General features: G+C 55.0%; 23 protein-coding genes. 17 read left to right on the top strand and 6 right to left on the bottom strand.

Going from position 1 to position 18,014, the window contains the following annotated elements; translation table 11 throughout:
• Positions 1-80: 80 nt before the first annotated feature.
• Positions 81-494: a lipoprotein YedD gene (gene yedD / locus CKO_RS04395; protein WP_024130233.1), complete on the bottom strand. Its 414-nt coding sequence runs from the start codon at positions 492-494 to the stop codon at positions 81-83.
• A gap of 186 nt (positions 495-680) precedes the next feature.
• Between yedD and yedE the strand changes: the two genes are divergently transcribed.
• Both yedE and yedF read left to right on the top strand, forming a co-directional pair.
• Positions 681-1,886, top strand: a complete 1,206-nt coding sequence (gene yedE, locus CKO_RS04390) for a selenium metabolism membrane protein YedE/FdhT (RefSeq protein ID WP_012131911.1) — start codon at positions 681-683, stop codon at positions 1,884-1,886.
• Positions 1,883-2,116 (top strand): sulfurtransferase-like selenium metabolism protein YedF, encoded by a 234-nt coding sequence (gene yedF, locus CKO_RS04385; RefSeq protein ID WP_000790504.1) that lies wholly within the window; start codon positions 1,883-1,885, stop codon positions 2,114-2,116. The genes yedE and yedF overlap by 4 nt, the downstream gene beginning before the upstream one ends.
• 63 nt (positions 2,117-2,179) lie before the next feature.
• On the opposite strand, the gene fliE is transcribed toward yedF, so the two are convergent.
• Positions 2,180-2,494: a flagellar hook-basal body complex protein FliE gene (gene fliE, locus CKO_RS04380; protein WP_012131910.1), complete on the bottom strand. Its 315-nt coding sequence runs from the start codon at positions 2,492-2,494 to the stop codon at positions 2,180-2,182.
• Positions 2,495-2,710: 216 nt separating this feature from the next.
• Between fliE and fliF the strand changes: the two genes are divergently transcribed.
• From fliF to rcsA, 14 genes are all read left to right on the top strand, one after another.
• The gene (fliF, locus tag CKO_RS04375; protein ID WP_012131908.1) at positions 2,711-4,387 is read left to right on the top strand and encodes a flagellar basal-body MS-ring/collar protein FliF; all 1,677 of its coding nucleotides are present in this window, start codon (positions 2,711-2,713) and stop codon (positions 4,385-4,387) included.
• Positions 4,377-5,375 carry a flagellar motor switch protein FliG gene (gene fliG, locus CKO_RS04370; RefSeq protein ID WP_012131907.1) on the top strand — a complete coding sequence of 333 codons (999 nt, stop codon included), beginning with the start codon at positions 4,377-4,379 and terminating at the stop codon, positions 5,373-5,375. The genes fliF and fliG overlap by 11 nt, the downstream gene beginning before the upstream one ends.
• On the top strand, positions 5,368-6,072 hold the full coding sequence (fliH, locus tag CKO_RS04365) for a flagellar assembly protein FliH (RefSeq protein WP_012131906.1): 705 nt from the start codon (positions 5,368-5,370) through the stop codon (positions 6,070-6,072). The genes fliG and fliH overlap by 8 nt, the downstream gene beginning before the upstream one ends.
• The gene (fliI, locus tag CKO_RS04360; RefSeq protein ID WP_012131905.1) at positions 6,072-7,442 is read left to right on the top strand and encodes a flagellar protein export ATPase FliI; all 1,371 of its coding nucleotides are present in this window, start codon (positions 6,072-6,074) and stop codon (positions 7,440-7,442) included. Before fliH ends, fliI begins: the two co-directional genes overlap by 1 nt.
• A gap of 21 nt (positions 7,443-7,463) precedes the next feature.
• Positions 7,464-7,907 (top strand): flagellar export protein FliJ, encoded by a 444-nt coding sequence (gene fliJ, locus CKO_RS04355; RefSeq protein WP_012131904.1) that lies wholly within the window; start codon positions 7,464-7,466, stop codon positions 7,905-7,907.
• Entirely contained in the window at positions 7,904-9,118 is a 1,215-nt protein-coding gene (gene fliK, locus CKO_RS04350) for a flagellar hook length control protein FliK (RefSeq protein ID WP_012131903.1), read from the top strand. The genes fliJ and fliK overlap by 4 nt, the downstream gene beginning before the upstream one ends.
• Positions 9,119-9,222: 104 nt before the next feature.
• A complete protein-coding gene (gene fliL / locus CKO_RS04345; protein ID WP_012131902.1) occupies positions 9,223-9,690 on the top strand; it encodes a flagellar basal body-associated protein FliL in 468 nt (155 codons plus the stop codon).
• A 4-nt stretch (positions 9,691-9,694) separates the two neighbouring features.
• Positions 9,695-10,699, top strand: coding sequence for a flagellar motor switch protein FliM (gene fliM / locus CKO_RS04340; protein ID WP_012131901.1), 1,005 nt, complete (start codon positions 9,695-9,697; stop codon positions 10,697-10,699).
• The gene (gene fliN / locus CKO_RS04335; protein ID WP_012131900.1) at positions 10,696-11,109 is read left to right on the top strand and encodes a flagellar motor switch protein FliN; all 414 of its coding nucleotides are present in this window, start codon (positions 10,696-10,698) and stop codon (positions 11,107-11,109) included. Before fliM ends, fliN begins: the two co-directional genes overlap by 4 nt.
• A 2-nt stretch (positions 11,110-11,111) precedes the next feature.
• Positions 11,112-11,486, top strand: coding sequence for a flagellar biosynthetic protein FliO (gene fliO / locus CKO_RS04330; RefSeq protein WP_012131899.1), 375 nt, complete (start codon positions 11,112-11,114; stop codon positions 11,484-11,486).
• Positions 11,486-12,223 (top strand): flagellar type III secretion system pore protein FliP, encoded by a 738-nt coding sequence (gene fliP / locus CKO_RS04325; RefSeq protein ID WP_012131898.1) that lies wholly within the window; start codon positions 11,486-11,488, stop codon positions 12,221-12,223. The genes fliO and fliP overlap by 1 nt, the downstream gene beginning before the upstream one ends.
• Positions 12,224-12,232: 9 nt before the next feature.
• Positions 12,233-12,502: a flagellar biosynthesis protein FliQ gene (gene fliQ / locus CKO_RS04320; RefSeq protein ID WP_012131897.1), complete on the top strand. Its 270-nt coding sequence runs from the start codon at positions 12,233-12,235 to the stop codon at positions 12,500-12,502.
• Between the two features lie 6 nt (positions 12,503-12,508).
• Positions 12,509-13,303: a flagellar biosynthetic protein FliR gene (fliR, locus tag CKO_RS04315; RefSeq protein ID WP_012131896.1), complete on the top strand. Its 795-nt coding sequence runs from the start codon at positions 12,509-12,511 to the stop codon at positions 13,301-13,303.
• Positions 13,304-13,583: 280 nt separating this feature from the next.
• On the top strand, positions 13,584-14,207 hold the full coding sequence (gene rcsA / locus CKO_RS04310) for a transcriptional regulator RcsA (protein ID WP_012131895.1): 624 nt from the start codon (positions 13,584-13,586) through the stop codon (positions 14,205-14,207).
• 55 nt (positions 14,208-14,262) lie between these two features.
• On the opposite strand, the gene dsrB is transcribed toward rcsA, so the two are convergent.
• Positions 14,263-14,451 carry a protein DsrB gene (gene dsrB / locus CKO_RS04305; RefSeq protein ID WP_012131894.1) on the bottom strand — a complete coding sequence of 63 codons (189 nt, stop codon included), beginning with the start codon at positions 14,449-14,451 and terminating at the stop codon, positions 14,263-14,265.
• Positions 14,452-14,581: 130 nt separating this feature from the next.
• Here dsrB and yodD point away from each other — a divergent pair, with 130 nt between their 5' ends.
• Positions 14,582-14,809, top strand: coding sequence for a YodD family peroxide/acid resistance protein (gene yodD / locus CKO_RS04300; RefSeq protein WP_024130232.1), 228 nt, complete (start codon positions 14,582-14,584; stop codon positions 14,807-14,809).
• Between the two features lie 170 nt (positions 14,810-14,979).
• Here the strand turns inward: yodD and dgcQ are convergent, their stop codons facing one another.
• The 3 genes from dgcQ to CKO_RS04285 all read right to left on the bottom strand — a co-directional run bounded on the left by dgcQ (position 14,980) and on the right by CKO_RS04285 (position 17,966).
• The gene (dgcQ, locus tag CKO_RS04295; protein WP_024130231.1) at positions 14,980-16,695 is read right to left on the bottom strand and encodes a cellulose biosynthesis regulator diguanylate cyclase DgcQ; all 1,716 of its coding nucleotides are present in this window, start codon (positions 16,693-16,695) and stop codon (positions 14,980-14,982) included.
• Between the two features lie 98 nt (positions 16,696-16,793).
• Positions 16,794-16,976 (bottom strand): YodC family protein, encoded by a 183-nt coding sequence (locus CKO_RS04290; RefSeq protein WP_024130230.1) that lies wholly within the window; start codon positions 16,974-16,976, stop codon positions 16,794-16,796.
• A gap of 78 nt (positions 16,977-17,054) precedes the next feature.
• On the bottom strand, positions 17,055-17,966 hold the full coding sequence (locus tag CKO_RS04285; RefSeq protein ID WP_024130229.1) for a DUF808 domain-containing protein: 912 nt from the start codon (positions 17,964-17,966) through the stop codon (positions 17,055-17,057).
• Positions 17,967-18,014 lie beyond the last annotated feature (48 nt).

Genomic DNA, 18,014 nt, shown 5'->3' with positions numbered 1-18,014 from the left:
GTTCAGGAGAGAACATCGGCCGGGTAAGCGTTAGCGCCCCCGGCATCAACATAATTACCGCCAGCGTTTACCGAAAATGTTTACGGTAACTGACTCGCGAGCGGATGTTTCGATAAATAGTCGGCGCATTCGGTCGTGGGTCGATCCACGCGTTGCAGCGTCATACCATCATATTCCAGCGTGTTCCCTTCACGCTCAATCTCATAGAGTTCGCGCTTCACCGTAACGTTGGTTAAATCACTGGAAAGCAGCGTCAGTTTACCCGGCAGGGCAATCACCCGCTGCCACTGACGGCAATCCAGGGTATCTCCTTCTTTGGTCACCACCAGACTGGCTATTGCCTCGGGGCTCACCAGTTTGCGCTGAGGACCTTTTGACTGCCAGTATCCTTCCAGACCGGCTGGCGCTGGCGTCTTCACCACATCGTTATAGTTCTGTACCTCTGCACACCCGGTAAGGACCAGAAATGCGCCAACGATCGCTATTTTTTTCATCATTCATCCTGCATGCGAAGAAAACAGGATTGTGGCATTAAAGCCCTGATGTCGCCAGCCTTTCAGGGCCAACAAGTAATATTGATCCAGTCGATATTACTTCTTATTAGTAGTAGGCAAAAAATCTGATCGGTGTACTATCCGCTCTTCTTTTATTTTCCTTCTGAGTTCAGAGGCTAAGAAAGCATGTCATGGCAACAATTCAAACAAGCCTGGTTAGTTAAATTCTGGGCGCCTGTCCCTGCGGTCATCGCAGCAGGTATTCTCTCCACTTATTATTTCGGTATCACCGGTACGTTCTGGGCTGTTACGGGCGAATTCACCCGCTGGGGTGGACAAATCCTCCAGCTATTTGGCGTTCATGCTGAAGAGTGGGGTTACTACAAGCTGATCCATCTGGAAGGCTCTCCCCTTACCCGCATCGACGGGATGATGATCCTCGGCATGTTCGGCGGCTGCTTTGCGGCGGCACTGTGGGCCAACAACGTTAAATTACGTATGCCGCGCAGCCGTATCCGCATTATGCAGGCGATTATCGGCGGGATGATTGCCGGTTTTGGCGCGCGCATGGCGATGGGTTGCAATCTGGCGGCCTTCTTCACCGGTATTCCGCAGTTTTCTCTTCATGCCTGGTTCTTTGCGCTGGCAACCGCCATCGGCTCCTGGTTCGGCGCACGCTTCACGCTACTGCCCATATTCCGTATCCCGGTCAAAATGCAGAAAGTCTCCGCTGCCTCGCCGCTGACGCAGAAGCCGGATCAGGCGCGCCGCCGTTTCCGTCTGGGGATGCTGGTCTTTATCGGCATGATCGGCTGGGCGCTGCTGACGGCGATGAACCAGCCAAAACTGGGGCTGGCCATGCTGTTCGGCGTGGGTTTTGGTCTGCTGATTGAACGTGCGCAAATTTGTTTCACCTCGGCCTTCCGTGACCTGTGGATCACCGGTCGCACCCATATGGCGAAAGCCATCATCTTCGGGATGGCGGTGAGCGCTATCGGAATTTTCAGCTACGTACAGTTAGGCGTGGAAGCGAAGATTATGTGGGCTGGCCCGAACGCCGTTATCGGCGGTCTGCTGTTTGGTTTTGGCATCGTGCTGGCGGGCGGGTGTGAAACCGGCTGGATGTACCGCGCCGTGGAAGGTCAGGTGCACTACTGGTGGGTGGGCCTCGGCAACGTTATCGGCTCCACTATTCTGGCATATTACTGGGATGATTTTGCCCCGGCGCTGGCAACCCGTTGGGACAAAGTGAATCTGCTCGACACCTTCGGCCCGCTGGGCGGCCTGCTGGTCACTTATCTGCTGTTGTTTGCCGCGCTGATGCTGATAATCGGCTGGGAAAAACGTTTCTTCCGTCGCTCCGGGTTAACCCCTGCTAAGGAATCCGCATGAAAAATATCGTTCCTGATTACCGTCTTGATATGGTTGGTGAGCCCTGCCCTTACCCGGCCGTCGCCACGCTGGAAGCGATGCCGCAGTTAAAAAAGGGAGAAATTCTGGAAGTGGTGAGCGACTGCCCGCAATCCATCAATAATATTCCGCTGGATGCGCGCAATCACGGCTATACGGTGCTGGATATTCAGCAGGATGGCCCAACGATTCGCTATCTGATTCAGAAGTAATCATTTGCCGGATGACGGCGCAAGCGCCTTATCCGGCCTGCATGCTGCATTCAGCAGGTCTGGCTACACCTGCATCGACATCACTTCCTGGTACGCCGACATCAGTTTGTTGCGTACCTGAATACCCATCTGCATTGAGACAGACGCTTTTTGCATATCGGTCATCACATCATTAAGCGCAATGCCTGGCTCACCCAGAGTAAATTTTTCTGCCTGTACGCGCGCGGTGGTTTGCGTGTCACTGATGCGATTCAGTGCCGCATGCAGTTGACCGGCAAAACTTACGGTTGGTTGCGGCAGCGCGTCTTGCGCCCGTGCGGACATCGCCGTTGCCTGTAGCTGGCTGATAACCCCTTCAATCCCCTGTATTGCTGACATGCTAATCCCCTGGATGATTTTTTACACAGCAGAGATTACCAGTTTGTCAATAAGATAAAGGCGCTAAATAGCGATAAAAAACCTCGGTTTTTGGCGCATAGAAAAATTCGAAACCGCAAATAATGAGACCGTCAATTTTTCGAGTTTGCTGACCCGGGAGTGAGTCTTGTTCCACTTTGCAAAAAACGCCGTCCACGATCAGTCACGAGGTGCGAGATGAGTGCGACTGCATCGACTGCAACCCAACCTAAACCTCTCGAGTGGCTTAATCGCCTGCGCGCGAATCCCAGAATTCCTCTGATTGTGGCGGGATCAGCCGCTGTTGCCATCATCGTTGCTATGGTTTTGTGGGCGAAAGCGCCAGATTATCGCACGCTGTTCAGCAACCTTTCCGATCAGGATGGCGGGGCCATTGTCACGCAGCTGACCCAGATGAACATCCCTTACCGCTTCACCGAAGGAAGCGGTGCGATTGAAGTGCCTGCCGATAAAGTGCATGAGCTTCGCCTGCGCCTGGCGCAACAGGGATTGCCAAAAGGCGGCGCTGTCGGCTTCGAGCTGTTAGACCAGGAAAAATTCGGCATCAGCCAGTTCAGCGAGCAGGTCAATTACCAGCGCGCTCTGGAAGGCGAGCTGGCCCGCACTATCGAAACCCTGGGGCCGGTAAAACGCGCCCGTGTCCACCTTGCGATGCCGAAACCTTCTCTGTTCGTGCGCGAGCAGAAATCCCCTTCCGCTTCCGTGACGGTCAATCTTGAACCAGGCCGCGCGCTGGATGAAGGGCAGATCAGCGCGGTGGTGCATCTGGTATCCAGCGCCGTTGCGGGTCTGCCGCCAGGTAACGTCACGCTGGTCGATCAGGGCGGTCATCTGTTGACTCAGTCCAATACCAGCAGCCGCGATCTGAACGACGCGCAGTTGAAATATGCCAGCGATGTGGAAGGACGCATTCAGCGCCGTATCGAATCGATCCTTTCGCCAATCGTCGGCAACGGCAACGTCCATGCTCAGGTTACTGCGCAGCTGGATTTTGCCAACAAAGAGCAGACGGAAGAGCAATACCGTCCGAACGGCGACGCATCGCAGGCCGTGCTGCGCTCACGCCAGCTTAATGAAAGCGAGCAAATCGGCTCCGGCTATCCGGGCGGCGTACCGGGTGCGCTGTCGAATCAGCCTGCGCCGGCGAATGCTGCGCCGATCAGCACACCGCCTGCTAATCAGCAAAACGCGCAGAACACGCAGACGACCAACAATACGAACAGCAATGTGCCGCGCAATACGCAGCGCAACGAAACCAGTAACTACGAAGTGGATCGCACCATTCGCCACACCAAACTGAACGTGGGCGATGTGCAGCGACTCTCCGTGGCGGTCGTGGTGAACTACCGCGCCCTGCCGGACGGCAAACCGCTGCCGTTAACCACGGAACAGATGAAGCAGATCGAAGATCTGACCCGCGAAGCAATGGGCTTCTCCGACAAACGCGGCGATACCCTTAACGTGGTGAACTCACCGTTTACCGCAACGGACGACCTGGGCGGCGAACTGCCATTCTGGAAACAGCAAGCCTTTATTGAGCAGTTGATCTCCGCAGGTCGCTGGCTCCTGGTTCTGCTGGTTGCCTGGATTCTGTGGCGCAAAGCGGTTCGACCGCAGCTTGCTCGCCGCGCTGAAGAGACGAAAGCCGCACAGGAACAGGCGCAGGTTCGTCAGGAAACCGAAGAAGCGGTAGAAGTTCGCCTCAGCAAAGACGAACAGACCCAGCAGCGCCGGGCGAACCAGCGTCTGGGCGCAGAAGTGATGAGCCAGCGTATTCGCGAAATGTCAGATAACGATCCGCGCGTCGTGGCGCTGGTCATTCGCCAGTGGATGAATAACGATCATGAGCAATAAACTTACCGGCACCGATAAAAGCGTCATCCTGCTGATGACCATTGGCGAAGACCGTGCGGCAGAGGTGTTTAAGCACCTCTCCACGCGCGAAGTGCAAACCCTGAGTTCAGCAATGGCGAACGTGCGCCAGATTTCCAACAAACAGCTGACCGATGTGCTGGCGGAATTTGAGCAAGAAGCCGAACAGTTTGCCGCACTCAACATCAACGCCAACGAATACCTGCGTTCCGTGCTGGTTAAAGCGCTGGGTGAAGAACGTGCCGCCAGCCTGCTGGAAGATATCCTCGAAACGCGGGATACCGCCAGCGGTATTGAAACGCTCAACTTTATGGAGCCGCAAAGCGCCGCCGACCTTATCCGCGACGAACACCCGCAGATTATCGCCACCATCCTGGTGCATCTCAAACGCGGCCAGGCCGCCGATATTCTGGCGCTGTTCGACGAACGTCTGCGCCACGATGTCATGCTGCGTATCGCGACCTTCGGCGGCGTACAGCCAGCCGCACTGGCGGAACTGACCGAAGTGTTGAATGGTCTGCTCGACGGTCAGAACCTCAAGCGCAGCAAAATGGGCGGCGTGAGAACCGCGGCAGAAATCATCAACCTGATGAAAACCCAGCAGGAAGAGGCGGTTATCAGCGCCGTACGCGAATTCGACGGCGAGCTGGCGCAGAAAATTATCGACGAAATGTTCCTGTTCGAAAATCTGGTGGAAGTCGACGATCGCAGCATCCAGCGTCTGTTGCAGGAAGTGGATTCCGAGTCGTTGCTGATCGCCCTGAAAGGCGCCGAGCCGCCGCTACGCGAGAAATTCCTGCGCAACATGTCGCAGCGTGCTGCCGATATTCTGCGCGACGACCTCGCCAACCGTGGCCCGGTACGTCTGTCTCAGGTGGAGAACGAACAGAAAGCCATTCTGCTTATTGTGCGTCGTCTGGCGGAAACCGGCGAAATGGTAATCGGCAGCGGCGAGGATACCTATGTCTAACGAATTGCCGTGGCAGGTCTGGACACCGGACGATCTCGTCCCTCCCCTGGCCGAGTTTGTGCCAATGGAGCACAGCGACGAACCGATAGCCATCGATGACGAACCGGAGCTGAGTGCCGAACAGCAGCTTGAGCAGCAACTGGCGCAGCTGAAAATGCAGGCGCACGAGCAAGGGTATAACGCGGGCCTCGCCGAAGGTCGCCAGAAAGGCCACGAACAGGGCTATCAGGAAGGATTAGCGCAAGGGCTGGAGCAAGGCCAGACGCAGGCGCGCGCTCAACAGGCGCCGCTGAATGCCCGAATGCAGCAACTGGTCAGCGAGTTTCAGAATACGCTGGACGCGCTGGACAGCGTGATTGCCTCGCGCCTGATGCAAATGGCGCTGGAAGCCGCTCGCCAGGTGATCGGCCAGACGCCAGCGGTGGACAACTCCGCGCTCATTAAACAGATCCAGCAATTGTTGCAACAGGAACCGTTGTTCAGCGGGAAACCGCAATTACGCGTTCACCCGGATGATTTACAGCGCGTCGAAGAGATGCTCGGAGCCACGCTCAGCCTGCACGGCTGGCGTTTGCGCGGCGATCCCACGCTGCATCATGGCGGCTGTAAAGTGTCCGCCGATGAAGGCGATCTGGACGCCAGCGTCGCCACGCGTTGGCAAGAACTCTGCCGCCTGGCGGCTCCCGGAGTCGTCTGATGACTACGCGCCTGACCCGCTGGCTGAATACGCTGGATAACTTCGAAGCCAAAATGGCGCAGCTCCCGGCGGTGCGTCGCTACGGGAGGCTGACCCGCGCCACCGGTCTGGTGCTGGAAGCCACCGGCTTGCAGCTGCCGCTCGGCGCGACCTGCGTCATTGAGCGGCAGGACGGGACGGAAACACGCGAAGTGGAAAGCGAAGTCGTCGGCTTTAATGGCCAGCGTCTGTTTTTAATGCCGCTGGAAGAGGTCGAAGGCATTCTTCCCGGCGCACGCGTTTACGCAAAAAATATTGCCGGGGAAGGTCTGCAAAGCGGAAAACAGCTGCCGCTCGGCCCTGCCCTGCTGGGGCGCGTGCTGGACGGCGGCGGCAAGCCGCTGGATGGTCTTCCCGCGCCAGACACCACGGAAACCGGCGCGTTAATCACTCAGCCATTCAACCCCTTGCAGCGAACGCCTATTGAGCATGTGCTGGATACCGGCGTCCGCCCCATCAACGCGCTGCTTACCGTCGGACGCGGACAGCGTATGGGGCTGTTTGCCGGTTCCGGCGTGGGTAAAAGCGTTCTGCTCGGCATGATGGCGCGCTATACCCGCGCGGACGTTATCGTCGTCGGACTGATTGGCGAACGTGGCCGCGAAGTTAAAGATTTTATCGAAAACATTCTGGGCGCTGACGGGCGCGCGCGTTCGGTGGTGATTGCCGCGCCTGCGGACGTCTCGCCACTGCTGCGAATGCAGGGAGCGGCCTATGCCACGCGTATTGCCGAGGATTTCCGCGATCGCGGGCAGCACGTACTGCTGATCATGGACTCCCTGACCCGCTACGCGATGGCGCAGCGTGAGATTGCGCTGGCGATCGGCGAACCGCCTGCAACCAAAGGGTATCCGCCTTCGGTCTTCGCAAAATTACCTGCGCTGGTGGAACGTGCGGGGAACGGCATTCACGGCGGCGGCTCCATCACCGCGTTTTATACGGTATTGACCGAAGGCGACGATCAGCAGGACCCAATCGCCGACTCGGCGCGTGCGATCCTGGATGGACACATTGTGTTATCCCGTCGTCTGGCCGAAGCCGGTCACTACCCGGCCATTGATATTGAAGCGTCGATCAGCCGTGCAATGACGTCGCTGATCACCGAGCAACACTATGCACGCGTACGGAATTTCAAACAGTTGCTGTCCAGTTTCCAGCGTAACCGCGATTTGGTGAGCGTCGGCGCGTATGCCAAAGGCAGCGATCCCATGCTGGATAAAGCCATCGCGCTGTGGCCGCAGCTGGAGGCGTTTTTGCAACAAGGTATTTTCGAACGAGCCGACTGGGAAGATTCTCTCCAGGCGCTGGAACTGATTTTCCCGACGGTGTGATGAAGCAGGAGGGCATAGGTCATGGCACAACATGGTGCGCTGGCAACATTAAAAGATCTGGCCGAGAAAGAAGTGGATGATGCCGCTCTCTTATTAGGGGAAATGCGACGCGGATTCCAGCAGGCGGAAGAACAACTGAAAATGCTGATCGATTATCAGCATGAGTATCGCAACAATCTCAATGCCGATATGGGCCAGGGGATTGCCAGCAACCGCTGGATTAACTATCAGCAATTTATTCAGACGCTGGAGAAGGCCATTGAGCAGCATCGCCAGCAGCTGACGCAGTGGACACAAAAAGTGGACGTGGCGCTGAACAGCTGGCGTGAAAAGAAACAACGGCTTCAGGCCTGGCAGACCTTACAGGACAGACAAAGTGCGGCAGCGTTATTGGCTGAAAACCGCCTGGATCAGAAAAAAATGGATGAATTTGCTCAGCGTGCTGCAATGAGGAAAACCGAATGATCACCTTGCCCCAACTGATCACGACCGACACAGACGTAACGACAGGCCTTCAGGCCGGTAAAACAGCCGATTCAGCCCAGGATTTTCTGGCGCTGTTAGCCGGTGCTTTGGGCGCAGGCGACGCGCAGGGTAAAGATGCCCCGCTTTCGCTTGCCGATCTCCAGGCGGCAGGCGGCAAACTGCAAAAAGGATTGCTGCAAAAAAATGGCGATACGCCGCAGACGACAGCGCTGGCCGATCTTCTGGCGCGCCAGGATCTGCTGACGGATGACGCCACAGCAGACCTGACCGAGGCACAGCAGTTGCTATCCACGCTGACGCCTTCGCTGAAAAGCAACGCCCTGAACGCGTTAAGTAAGACTGCCCGGCAGGACGACAACGCACCGGCGCTGAGCGATGAAGACCTCGCGAATCTGAGCGCGCTCTTCGCCATGTTACCGGGCCAGCCAGCGCTGACGCCAACCACGCGAACCGCGTCGGCTGAAGGCGCGCTCTCCGCCCCGGCATCGCTGCGTGGCGATACGCGCGCCGCTACGCAAGATGCGGTTGCCGGGCTGACGACTGGCGAGCTGAAAAAAGGGAAAGTCGATGCCGCGCCTGACGTCACCGCAAACTCAGCAAGCAACCAGCTGGTAACGCCGCTGGTCGCCGCCGCTACCGCTAAAGCCGACATGGAAAGCACGCCTTCTCCGGTCACGACCATTGGCGCCATGACCACGCCTGGCGGTATGACGACGCAGACGCAACCCGCGCCTGTCGCAGCCGCCCCGGTGCTCAGCGCGCCGCTGGGCAGCCATGAGTGGCAGCAGTCATTAAGCCAGCATGTGACGCTGTTTACCCGCCAGGGGCAGCAGAGCGCGGAACTGCGTCTGCACCCGGAGGAACTGGGGCAGATTCAAATCTCCCTCAAAATGGATGATAACCAGGCGCAACTGCAAATGGTGTCAGCGCATAGCCACGTTCGCGCCGCGCTGGAAGCCGCGTTACCCGTACTGCGTACCCAACTGGCGGAAAACGGCATCCAGCTGGGACAAAGCAGTATCAGCAGTGAAAGTTTCGCCGGACAGCAGCAGTCGTCATCCCAGCAGCAGCACGCTTCCCGCACACAGGGACAAGAGGCTTTTGCCGCCGAAGATGACATCGCACTGACGACGCCGGGCTCGCTCCAGGCTGCCGCTCGCGGCGATGGCGCGGTGGATATCTTCGCCTAACGCCAGAGGTAGCATGATTATCCGCGTCTTTTCCACGCTTTGCCGTGGACAGGACACGGGATAATCAGCCAATAAGCTGTACCGAAACAGGAAGCCCGTATCTGATGACTGACTCCGCGATTAACAGAAAGAGCAAACGCTCAATTTGGATCCCTTTGCTGGTGTTGATTACTCTTGCCGCCTGCGCAACCGCTGGCTATAGCTACTGGCGGATGCAGGAGCACCCGACCGCCAGCGCTACCGCGGCCCCGCCACCGCCGCCAGCGCCCGTATTTTTCGCGCTGGATACGTTTACCGTCAATCTGGGCGATGCCGATCGCGTGCTGTATATCGGGATTACGCTGCGCCTGAAGGACGAAGTGACGCGCGCGCGTCTGAGCGAATATCTGCCAGAAGTGCGCAGCCGTCTGTTGCTGCTGTTTTCGCGTCAGGATGCCACTGCGCTTTCGACGGAAGCCGGGAAGCAGACGCTGATCGCGGCAATCAAAGAAACGCTCTCTACTCCGCTCGTTGCTGGACAACCGAAACAGGAAGTCACCGACGTTCTTTATACAGCTTTCATTCTGCGGTAAAGACATGGGCGATAGTATTCTTTCTCAGGCTGAAATCGATGCGCTGCTCAACGGCGACAGCGAGGCCAAAGACGAACCCACCCCTGGCGGCGTGGGCGACAATGATATTCGTCCTTATGATCCCAATACACAGCGTCGCGTGGTGCGCGAGCGCCTACAGGCGCTGGAGATCATTAACGAACGTTTCGCGCGTCAATTCCGTATGGGGCTGTTTAACCTGCTGCGTCGCAGCCCGGATATTACCGTGGGCGCGATCCGCATTCAGCCATATCACGAATTTGCGCGTAATTTACCCGTACCGACCAACCTGAACCTGATCCATCTGAAGCCGCTGCGCGGTACGGGTCTGGTGGTGTTCTCGCCGAGTCTGGTGTTTATCGCCGTGGATAACCTGTTTGGCGGCGACGGGCGTTTTCCGACCAAAGTGGAAGGTCGTGAGTTTACGCATACCGAACAGCGCGTTATCAACCGCATGCTGAAGCTGGCGCTTGAAAGCTACAGCGACGCGTGGAAAGCGATCAACCCGCTGGAAGTGGAGTACGTTCGCTCTGAGATGCAGGTGAAATTCACCAATATCACCACCTCTCCGAACGACATTGTGGTGAACACACCGTTCCACGTCGAAATTGGCAACCTGACAGGCGAGTTCAACATCTGCCTGCCTTTCAGCATGATTGAGCCGCTGCGGGAGCTGTTGGTGAACCCGCCGCTGGAAAACTCGCGTCATGAAGATCAGAACTGGCGCGACAATCTGGTGCGTCAGGTTCAGCATTCAGAGCTGGAACTGGTGGCGAACTTTGCTGACATCCCGCTGCGCCTTTCCCAGATATTAAAGCTGAAACCCGGCGACGTGCTGCCGATTGAAAAACCCGACCGCATTATTGCTCATGTGGACGGCGTACCTGTACTGACCAGCCAGTATGGCACCGTGAACGGTCAGTATGCGTTGCGCGTAGAGCATTTGATCAACCCGATTTTGAATTCGCTGAATGAGGAACAGCCCAAATGAGTGACATGAATAATCCGTCCGATGAGAATACCGGCGCATTGGACGATCTGTGGGCTGACGCGTTAAACGAGCAAAAAACAACGACCAGCAAAAGCGCAGCCGATGCAGTCTTCCAGCAGTTGGGCGGCGGCGACGTCAGTGGAAACCTACAGGATATCGATTTAATCATGGATATTCCGGTCAAGCTGACCGTGGAGCTGGGTCGTACGCGCATGACCATCAAAGAGCTGCTGCGACTGACGCAGGGGTCGGTGGTCGCGCTGGACGGACTGGCAGGCGAGCCGTTGGATATTCTGATTAACGGCTACCTGATTGCCCAGGGTGAAGTCGTGGTGGTCGCCGATAAATACGGCGTGCGCATCACGGATATCATCACGCCGTCTGAACGTATGCGTCGTCTGAGCCGTTAAGCATGAAAACCCAGGCTACCGTTTCACAGCCCTCTGCCGTATCAGGCTCGCCGTTAGTTCAGGTGAGCGGCGCGCTGTTTGGGATCATCGTGTTGATTCTGGTCGCAGCCTGGGTCATTAAACGCCTGGGGTTTGCGCCCAAAGGCGCCGGTACGCGAGGGTTGAAAGTGTCAGCCAGCACCTCGCTGGGCCCGCGTGAGCGCGTGGTCATTGTCGATGTTGAAGACGCTCGGCTGGTACTGGGCGTCACGGCCACGCAAGTCAATGTGTTGCATACCCTCCCCCCTGCGCCTGTCGTTGCAGAAGAAAAACCGGCCGCCCCTGCGGATTTCCAGGCCATGATGAAGAGTTTGTTGAAGCGTTCCGGGAGATCCTGATGCGCCGTTTGTTATCCCTCACGCTGATGGCTTTGTGGTTTATCAGCCCTGCCGCGTTCGCACAATTACCCGGACTGGTCAGCCAACCGCTACCCGGCGGCGGGCAAAGCTGGTCCCTGCCGGTACAGACGCTGGTCTTTATTACGTCACTGACGTTCCTGCCCGCCATTTTGCTGATGATGACCAGCTTTACCCGCATCATTATCGTCTTCGGCTTGCTGCGAAACGCGCTGGGAACGCCCTCTGCGCCGCCAAACCAGGTGCTTCTCGGACTGGCGCTGTTCTTGACGTTTTTTATTATGTCGCCGGTTATCGACAAAATTTACGTGGATGCCTGGCAGCCTTTCAGCGAAGAGAAGATTTCCATGCAGGAAGCGCTGGAAAAAGGCGCTCAGCCGCTGCGGGAGTTTATGCTGCGGCAAACCCGTGAGGCTGACCTGGGCCTGTTCGCGCGTCTGGCAAACAGCGGTCCGCTACAGGGGCCGGAAGCCGTGCCGATGCGAATTTTGCTCCCGGCCTACGTCACCAGCGAGTTAAAAACCGCTTTTCAGATCGGTTTTACGATTTTCATCCCCTTCCTGATTATCGATCTGGTTATCGCCAGCGTGTTGATGGCGCTCGGGATGATGATGGTGCCGCCGGCCACCATTGCGCTGCCGTTTAAGCTTATGCTTTTTGTCCTGGTCGACGGCTGGCAGTTGCTCGTTGGCTCTCTTGCCCAAAGTTTTTACAGTTAGAGGCGCGAAATGACACCCGAATCGGTCATGATGATAGGCACGGAGGCAATGAAGGTCGCGCTTGCGCTTGCCGCGCCTCTGCTGCTGGTTGCGCTGTTTACCGGCCTTATCATCAGTATTTTACAGGCCGCCACCCAGATCAACGAAATGACGCTGTCATTTATCCCGAAAATTGTGGCGGTATTTACGGCGATTATTGTGGCGGGCCCCTGGATGCTTAACCTGCTGCTGGATTACGTGCGTACGCTGTTCAGTAACTTGCCGTATATCATCGGATAAGACGCGATGTTGCAGGTCACAAGCGATCAATGGTTATACTGGCTTAACCTCTACTTCTGGCCGCTGTTACGTGTACTGGCGCTGATCTCTACCGCGCCGATCCTCAGTGAACGCACGGTTCCCAAACGGGTAAAGCTGGGGCTGGGGTTTATGATCACTCTCATTATCGCCCCTTCACTCCCGGCGAATAATGTGCCTGTTTTTTCCACCGAAGCCTTATGGCTCGCCATGCAGCAAATCATGATCGGCATTGCGCTAGGGTTTACCATGCAGTTTGCCTTTGCTGCGGTGCGTACGGCGGGGGAATTCATCGGTCTGCAAATGGGTCTCTCTTTCGCCACGTTTGTTGACCCGGGCAGCCGCCTCAATATGCCGGTACTCGCCAGAATCCTCGACATGCTCGCCATGCTGCTGTTTCTTACGTTTAACGGCCATCTGTGGCTGATCTCGCTGCTGGTAGACACCTTCCATACGCTGCCTATCGGCGGCGACCCGGTCAACAGCAATGCGTTTCTGGCGCTTGCCCGGGCAGGCGGACTGATCTTCCTCAACGGACTCATGTTAGCCTTGCCGGTCATTACGTTACTGCTCACACTCAACCTGTCGCTCGGGCTATTAAACCGTATGGCTCCGCAGTTATCCGTATTTGTTATTGGCTTCCCGCTAACCTTATCCGTCGGCATTTTGTTAATAACCGCGCTCATGCCATTAATTGCCCCTTTCTGTGAACACTTATTCGGTGAAATTTTCAATTTGCTTGCTGATATCGTTAGCGAAATGCCGACAACCAATAACCCATAATTTTTATCCTGTCTTACTAAGGATTTTCCTAAATTTAAAATCTAAAAACATCTACCAGGATATATCTGCTGCGCTTTATTTGTTTTTACCTTACTCACATAACATAACATTTACTTTACTTTGAGAAGATTCCTGGCAAATTATACGTAACTTTACGGGATAGTAAGTTCGCCTGAAAACAGCGAAAGCGTCATCTTAGGTCACTATTATTGTTCCGTTGGGTTGTGATGAGATATTCAGGTAAGGGGAATTATCGTTACGCATTGAGTGAGGGTATGCCATGTCAACGATTATTATGGATTTATGCAGTTACACCCGGCTAGGTTTGACCGGGTATCTGGTAAGCAGAGGGGTGAAAAAAAGGGAAATCAACGACATTGAGACCGTTGACGAACTCGCCATCGCTTGTGACTCACAGCAGCCTTCTGTGGTGTTTATTAATGAGGACTGTTTCATCCATGAAACATCTAACAGTCAGCAAATAAAGCAGATCATTAATCAGCATCCCAACACGTTATTTATTGTTTTTATGGCAATTGCTAATGTGCATTTTGATGAATACTTATTAGTAAGAAAAAACTTATTGATTAGTTCAAAATCAATTAAGCCCGATTCTCTGGATGATATTCTTGGCGATATTCTGAAAAAAGAGACGGATATTGTAGGAGTAGTAAATTTACCTACGTTATCTTTAAGCCGTACTGAATCCAGTATGTTGCGAATGTGGATGGATGGACAGGGAACAATACAGATTTCAGATCAAATGAATATCAAGGCAAAGACGGTGTCATCCCACAAAGGGAATATTAAACGGAAGATAAAAACGCATAATAAACAGGTTATCTATCATGTCGTGCGGCTGACGGATAACGTGACAAACGGAATTTTTGTTAACATGCGATGAGGCCCCCTGACTGGTGGATATTCCACCAGTCAGGGTAAAAGCGACGAAAATCACATTACTCTGTTTTTTCCACAAAGATCCCATCCTGATGGCCTGACTCATTGAAGAACCAGATACCGAGCGGGTAGTCTTCCAGCGAAACCAGGTACATCGTACCTTCACTAAACTCTTCAACCGCCAATACCACGCCTGGCCGACGAGGGCCGCCGTCTGTTTTGACTGTTACCCGATCATTCACCTTCATCAATTATCCTCCTGTGGCTTTGTGCCAGTGTAGAACAAATTCCTTTTTCTGGCAGCGTCTGCCGCGCGTGATTGCTGGTTTTCTCAACGGTCTATACTTACAGATGCCACGGTTAAATGAGGTACTGAAGATGAAAACCGCGAAAGAGTACAGCGAAACGGCCAAGCGCGAAGTCAGCGTTGATGTTGACGCCCTGCTCGCGGCGATCAATGAAATCAGCGAGAGCGAAATTCATCGCAGCGCTGATGATCCTGAGAAAGTCAGTGTGGATGGCCGCGATTATCATACATGGCATGAATTAGCGGATGCGTTTGAACTCGATATTCATGATTTTAGCGTCACGGAAATCAATCGCTGATCTGGGGTGAAAAAAATCCCGGCTCGCAGAGCCGGGATCAAACTTGCTTATGCAAGAAGCACTTGAAAATTCGTTACACCAGAAAATCTGATGTGCGTTTTACCTTATCTGCAATTTTTTTGTATGACAAGCAAATATTTCTCGCAGAAATGATTAATACAGCTAATGGTTCAGCGTGTATCAGGCGACGGCGCGGGATGGTCGTCACGGACACAAACCTGATTGCGCCCGGCCTGTTTTGCCAGATACAACCGGCGATCCGCCAGCGACTGCAACTGTTCAAAATCGTAGTCTCCGTTCTCCTGCGCCCCGCTTACGCCCAGCGATGCACTAATGCGCAGAGTCGTGCCTTTTGCGATCAGGATTTCTTTGTCGTTCACGCGCTGGCGTATCCGCTCTGCGATCTGTGCTGCCTGCACCAGCGTCGTCCCCGGTAAGACAATACAGAACTCTTCGCCGCCTACGCGCCCGGCAAGGTCATGCGAACGTATTGTGCCGCTAATAAGCCCGGCGGCATGGGAGAGCACCCGATCTCCCGCCTGATGGCCGAAACGGTCATTGACGCTCTTAAAGTGATCCAAATCGATCTGAATAACGGAAAACGGCTGTCGCTGCTCGTGGCAGCGCTGTATCAGTACGCGCGCCCTCTCAAACAATGCGCCACGGTTATACAGCCGCGTCAAAGGATCGTGCCAGGCCTGCCATTGCAGGGAACTTTGCAGCACAAACATATTGCTGACCATCTTGCGGATAACAACCCATGAGATGAGCAACATCATCGTGAAAAGCGCCCACAGGAGACCAAGCGCAATACTGATACTGCCAAAAGCCCCCTGCACGCCTTCTCTCAGGGTATGAACACGCAAAAGCACGCCATCGAAATGATCCAGCCTTTCCCAACTGATATAGCGGCTGCCCATACGGATACCGCCATGCGTATCATGTTCGATGTCATTCGCGAGCAACGCCAGTTCAAGGTCATCAAAGGTATTAACCTGACGCTTTTCCGGCGTTGAGGTCGCCAGTAGCCTGAGCTGATAGTCGTAGAGCTGGTACTCCCCTTCGGAATCTTTTTCGACCGCATCCTCCAGGAAACGCTTCATGGATGACACGGGAATATCCATTGCCAGCACGCCATACCAGTGTCTTTCGTTATCCAGCGACAGGCTCACGGTGACTTTTTGTTGCACTTCACCGCCCGGCACCGGCGAGCTAAACCAGCGCACGCCGCGCGCTGAATTTTGTCGTTGGGATTGCCCGCTGAACCAGGGTTGGATCACATACTGGTAATAGCGGGACATAATGTCGCCGCCATTGGTTGTGGGTTCAGTTGAGACATAAAAGCCTGAACGCGAAACATACATTGTCCGCTGCGCCAGCATGGTAGAAGAATGCGCCAGCCGTAACAAATACCCCAGTTCCAACGCGGCGCTTAACTCGTTTGCCAGCGCATCGTTATCCCGCGAGAGAAGCGTTGTACGGTTAACAAACGCGTCAGAGACGCCGTTAAGCGGTAACGTTCGCCGTCTGTCTAGCTCCAGTTGCCAGAAACTTTTGCCGCGCAGTTGCGCAAATTGCGCCACCGCATCGTGCAGGTCGGCAAAATCGAGCGGCGTGACCAGCGCTTCGTACATACCGTTGCGCAGAAACAAGAGTTTATCCACGCTGAATTGCAGCTGTCTGTCCAGCACATTAGCGACGTTTTCCAGATGGTTACGTTGACTGGCCCGGTATGCCGACTCCAGCACGACCACTTCACGCCAGGTCAGCAATGTTGAACAAATCATCACAACCAGAAAACAGATATTTACGACATGGCCTGGCCCAAAGCGTCGTGCTAACGTTCTCAGCCAGCTCCAGTTTCCTGGCGTTGTTTCATGCGGCACCTGACGGCTCCCTACTTTTATTCCTGAACTATGTGTCGCGACTCAACGGCTATTTTCTGGGGTAACAAAACGCCCGGCATTAACCGGGCGTTCCTTTATCAGACATCTTCCCGCAACCGCCTGCCATCACCGGGCATAAGTTCATTCTCGTGGAATGCTTCCCGTTTGACGCCAAAACCGTCATACCAACGGCACTCCACCATGCCGCTGGAATAACCGGTTACGATCATGCGTGGACCACCTTCTTTTGCGATAACTTCCTCACTGACAAAAAAGACCATACCTGCCTCCTGTATCCAGTGAAACTTTTTCACCTTAGACGACGATGGCCTTTTTTGCATAATCCGGCGAGGCATAAATTAGTGCGAACCACCGCGAACGTTGGCAACAGTTTTTACCAGCCCTACCACCACGCTGCCGATGATGAAACCGAGCACCAGATTAATCAACATGGGAAGCGTGAGCGCAATAAGACCATTCTGCTGCTGAGCAAAATGTTCGATCGCGTGGTGTAATGGCGCGATGCCGTGCACCACGATCCCGCCCCCCACCAGGAACATCGCGAGTGTGCCGACAATGGACAGCGCCTTCATAAGCCAGGGCGCCGTAACCAGTAGCCCTTTGCCCACCGCCTGAGCCAGTACGCTGCGTTTTTCCGCCAGCCAGTACCCCATATCGTCCAGTTTTACGATGAATCCCACCAGACCATAAACGCCAATCGTCACCACCAGCGCGATACCGGACAACACCAGAACCTGATTGAGCAACGGCGCATCCGCGACAATTCCCAGCGTAATCGCGACGATCTCCGCAGAAAGGATAAAGTCGGTGCGCACAGCCCCTTTCACTTTCTCCTTCTCAAACGTGAGAGGATCTTGTGCGGCGATCGCGGCCAGACGCTGCTGACGCGCCTCCGGGCTCTCTTTGTGCTTTCGGGCCTCAAGCGTGTGTAAAACTTTCTCTACGCCTTCAAAACAGAGAAAAGCGCCTCCAATCATCAACAACGGTGTAATCGCCCACGGGATAAAAGCGCTGATCAGCAGCGCCAGAGGCACCAGGATGACCTTGTTGATCAACGACCCTTTCGCCACGCTCCAGACGACCGGCAGTTCGCGGTTCGCCCGCACGCCCGTCACCTGCTGCGCGTTTAGCGACAGGTCATCACCCAATACGCCTGCCGTTTTTTTCGCGGCCAGTTTTCCCATCATCGAGATATCATCCAACAGCGTGGCGATATCATCGAGCAACGTCAGCAAACTACTTCCTGCCAAAATAAATCCCTCAATATTTTTCTTTTGAAGAGGTAAGTATGAAGTAAA

Source organism: Citrobacter koseri ATCC BAA-895 (assembly GCF_000018045.1).
GTDB lineage: Bacteria > Pseudomonadota > Gammaproteobacteria > Enterobacterales > Enterobacteriaceae > Citrobacter_B > Citrobacter_B koseri.
The sequence above is the reverse complement of the archived record's forward strand: the minus strand, read 5'-3'. Positions and strand labels throughout refer to the sequence as shown.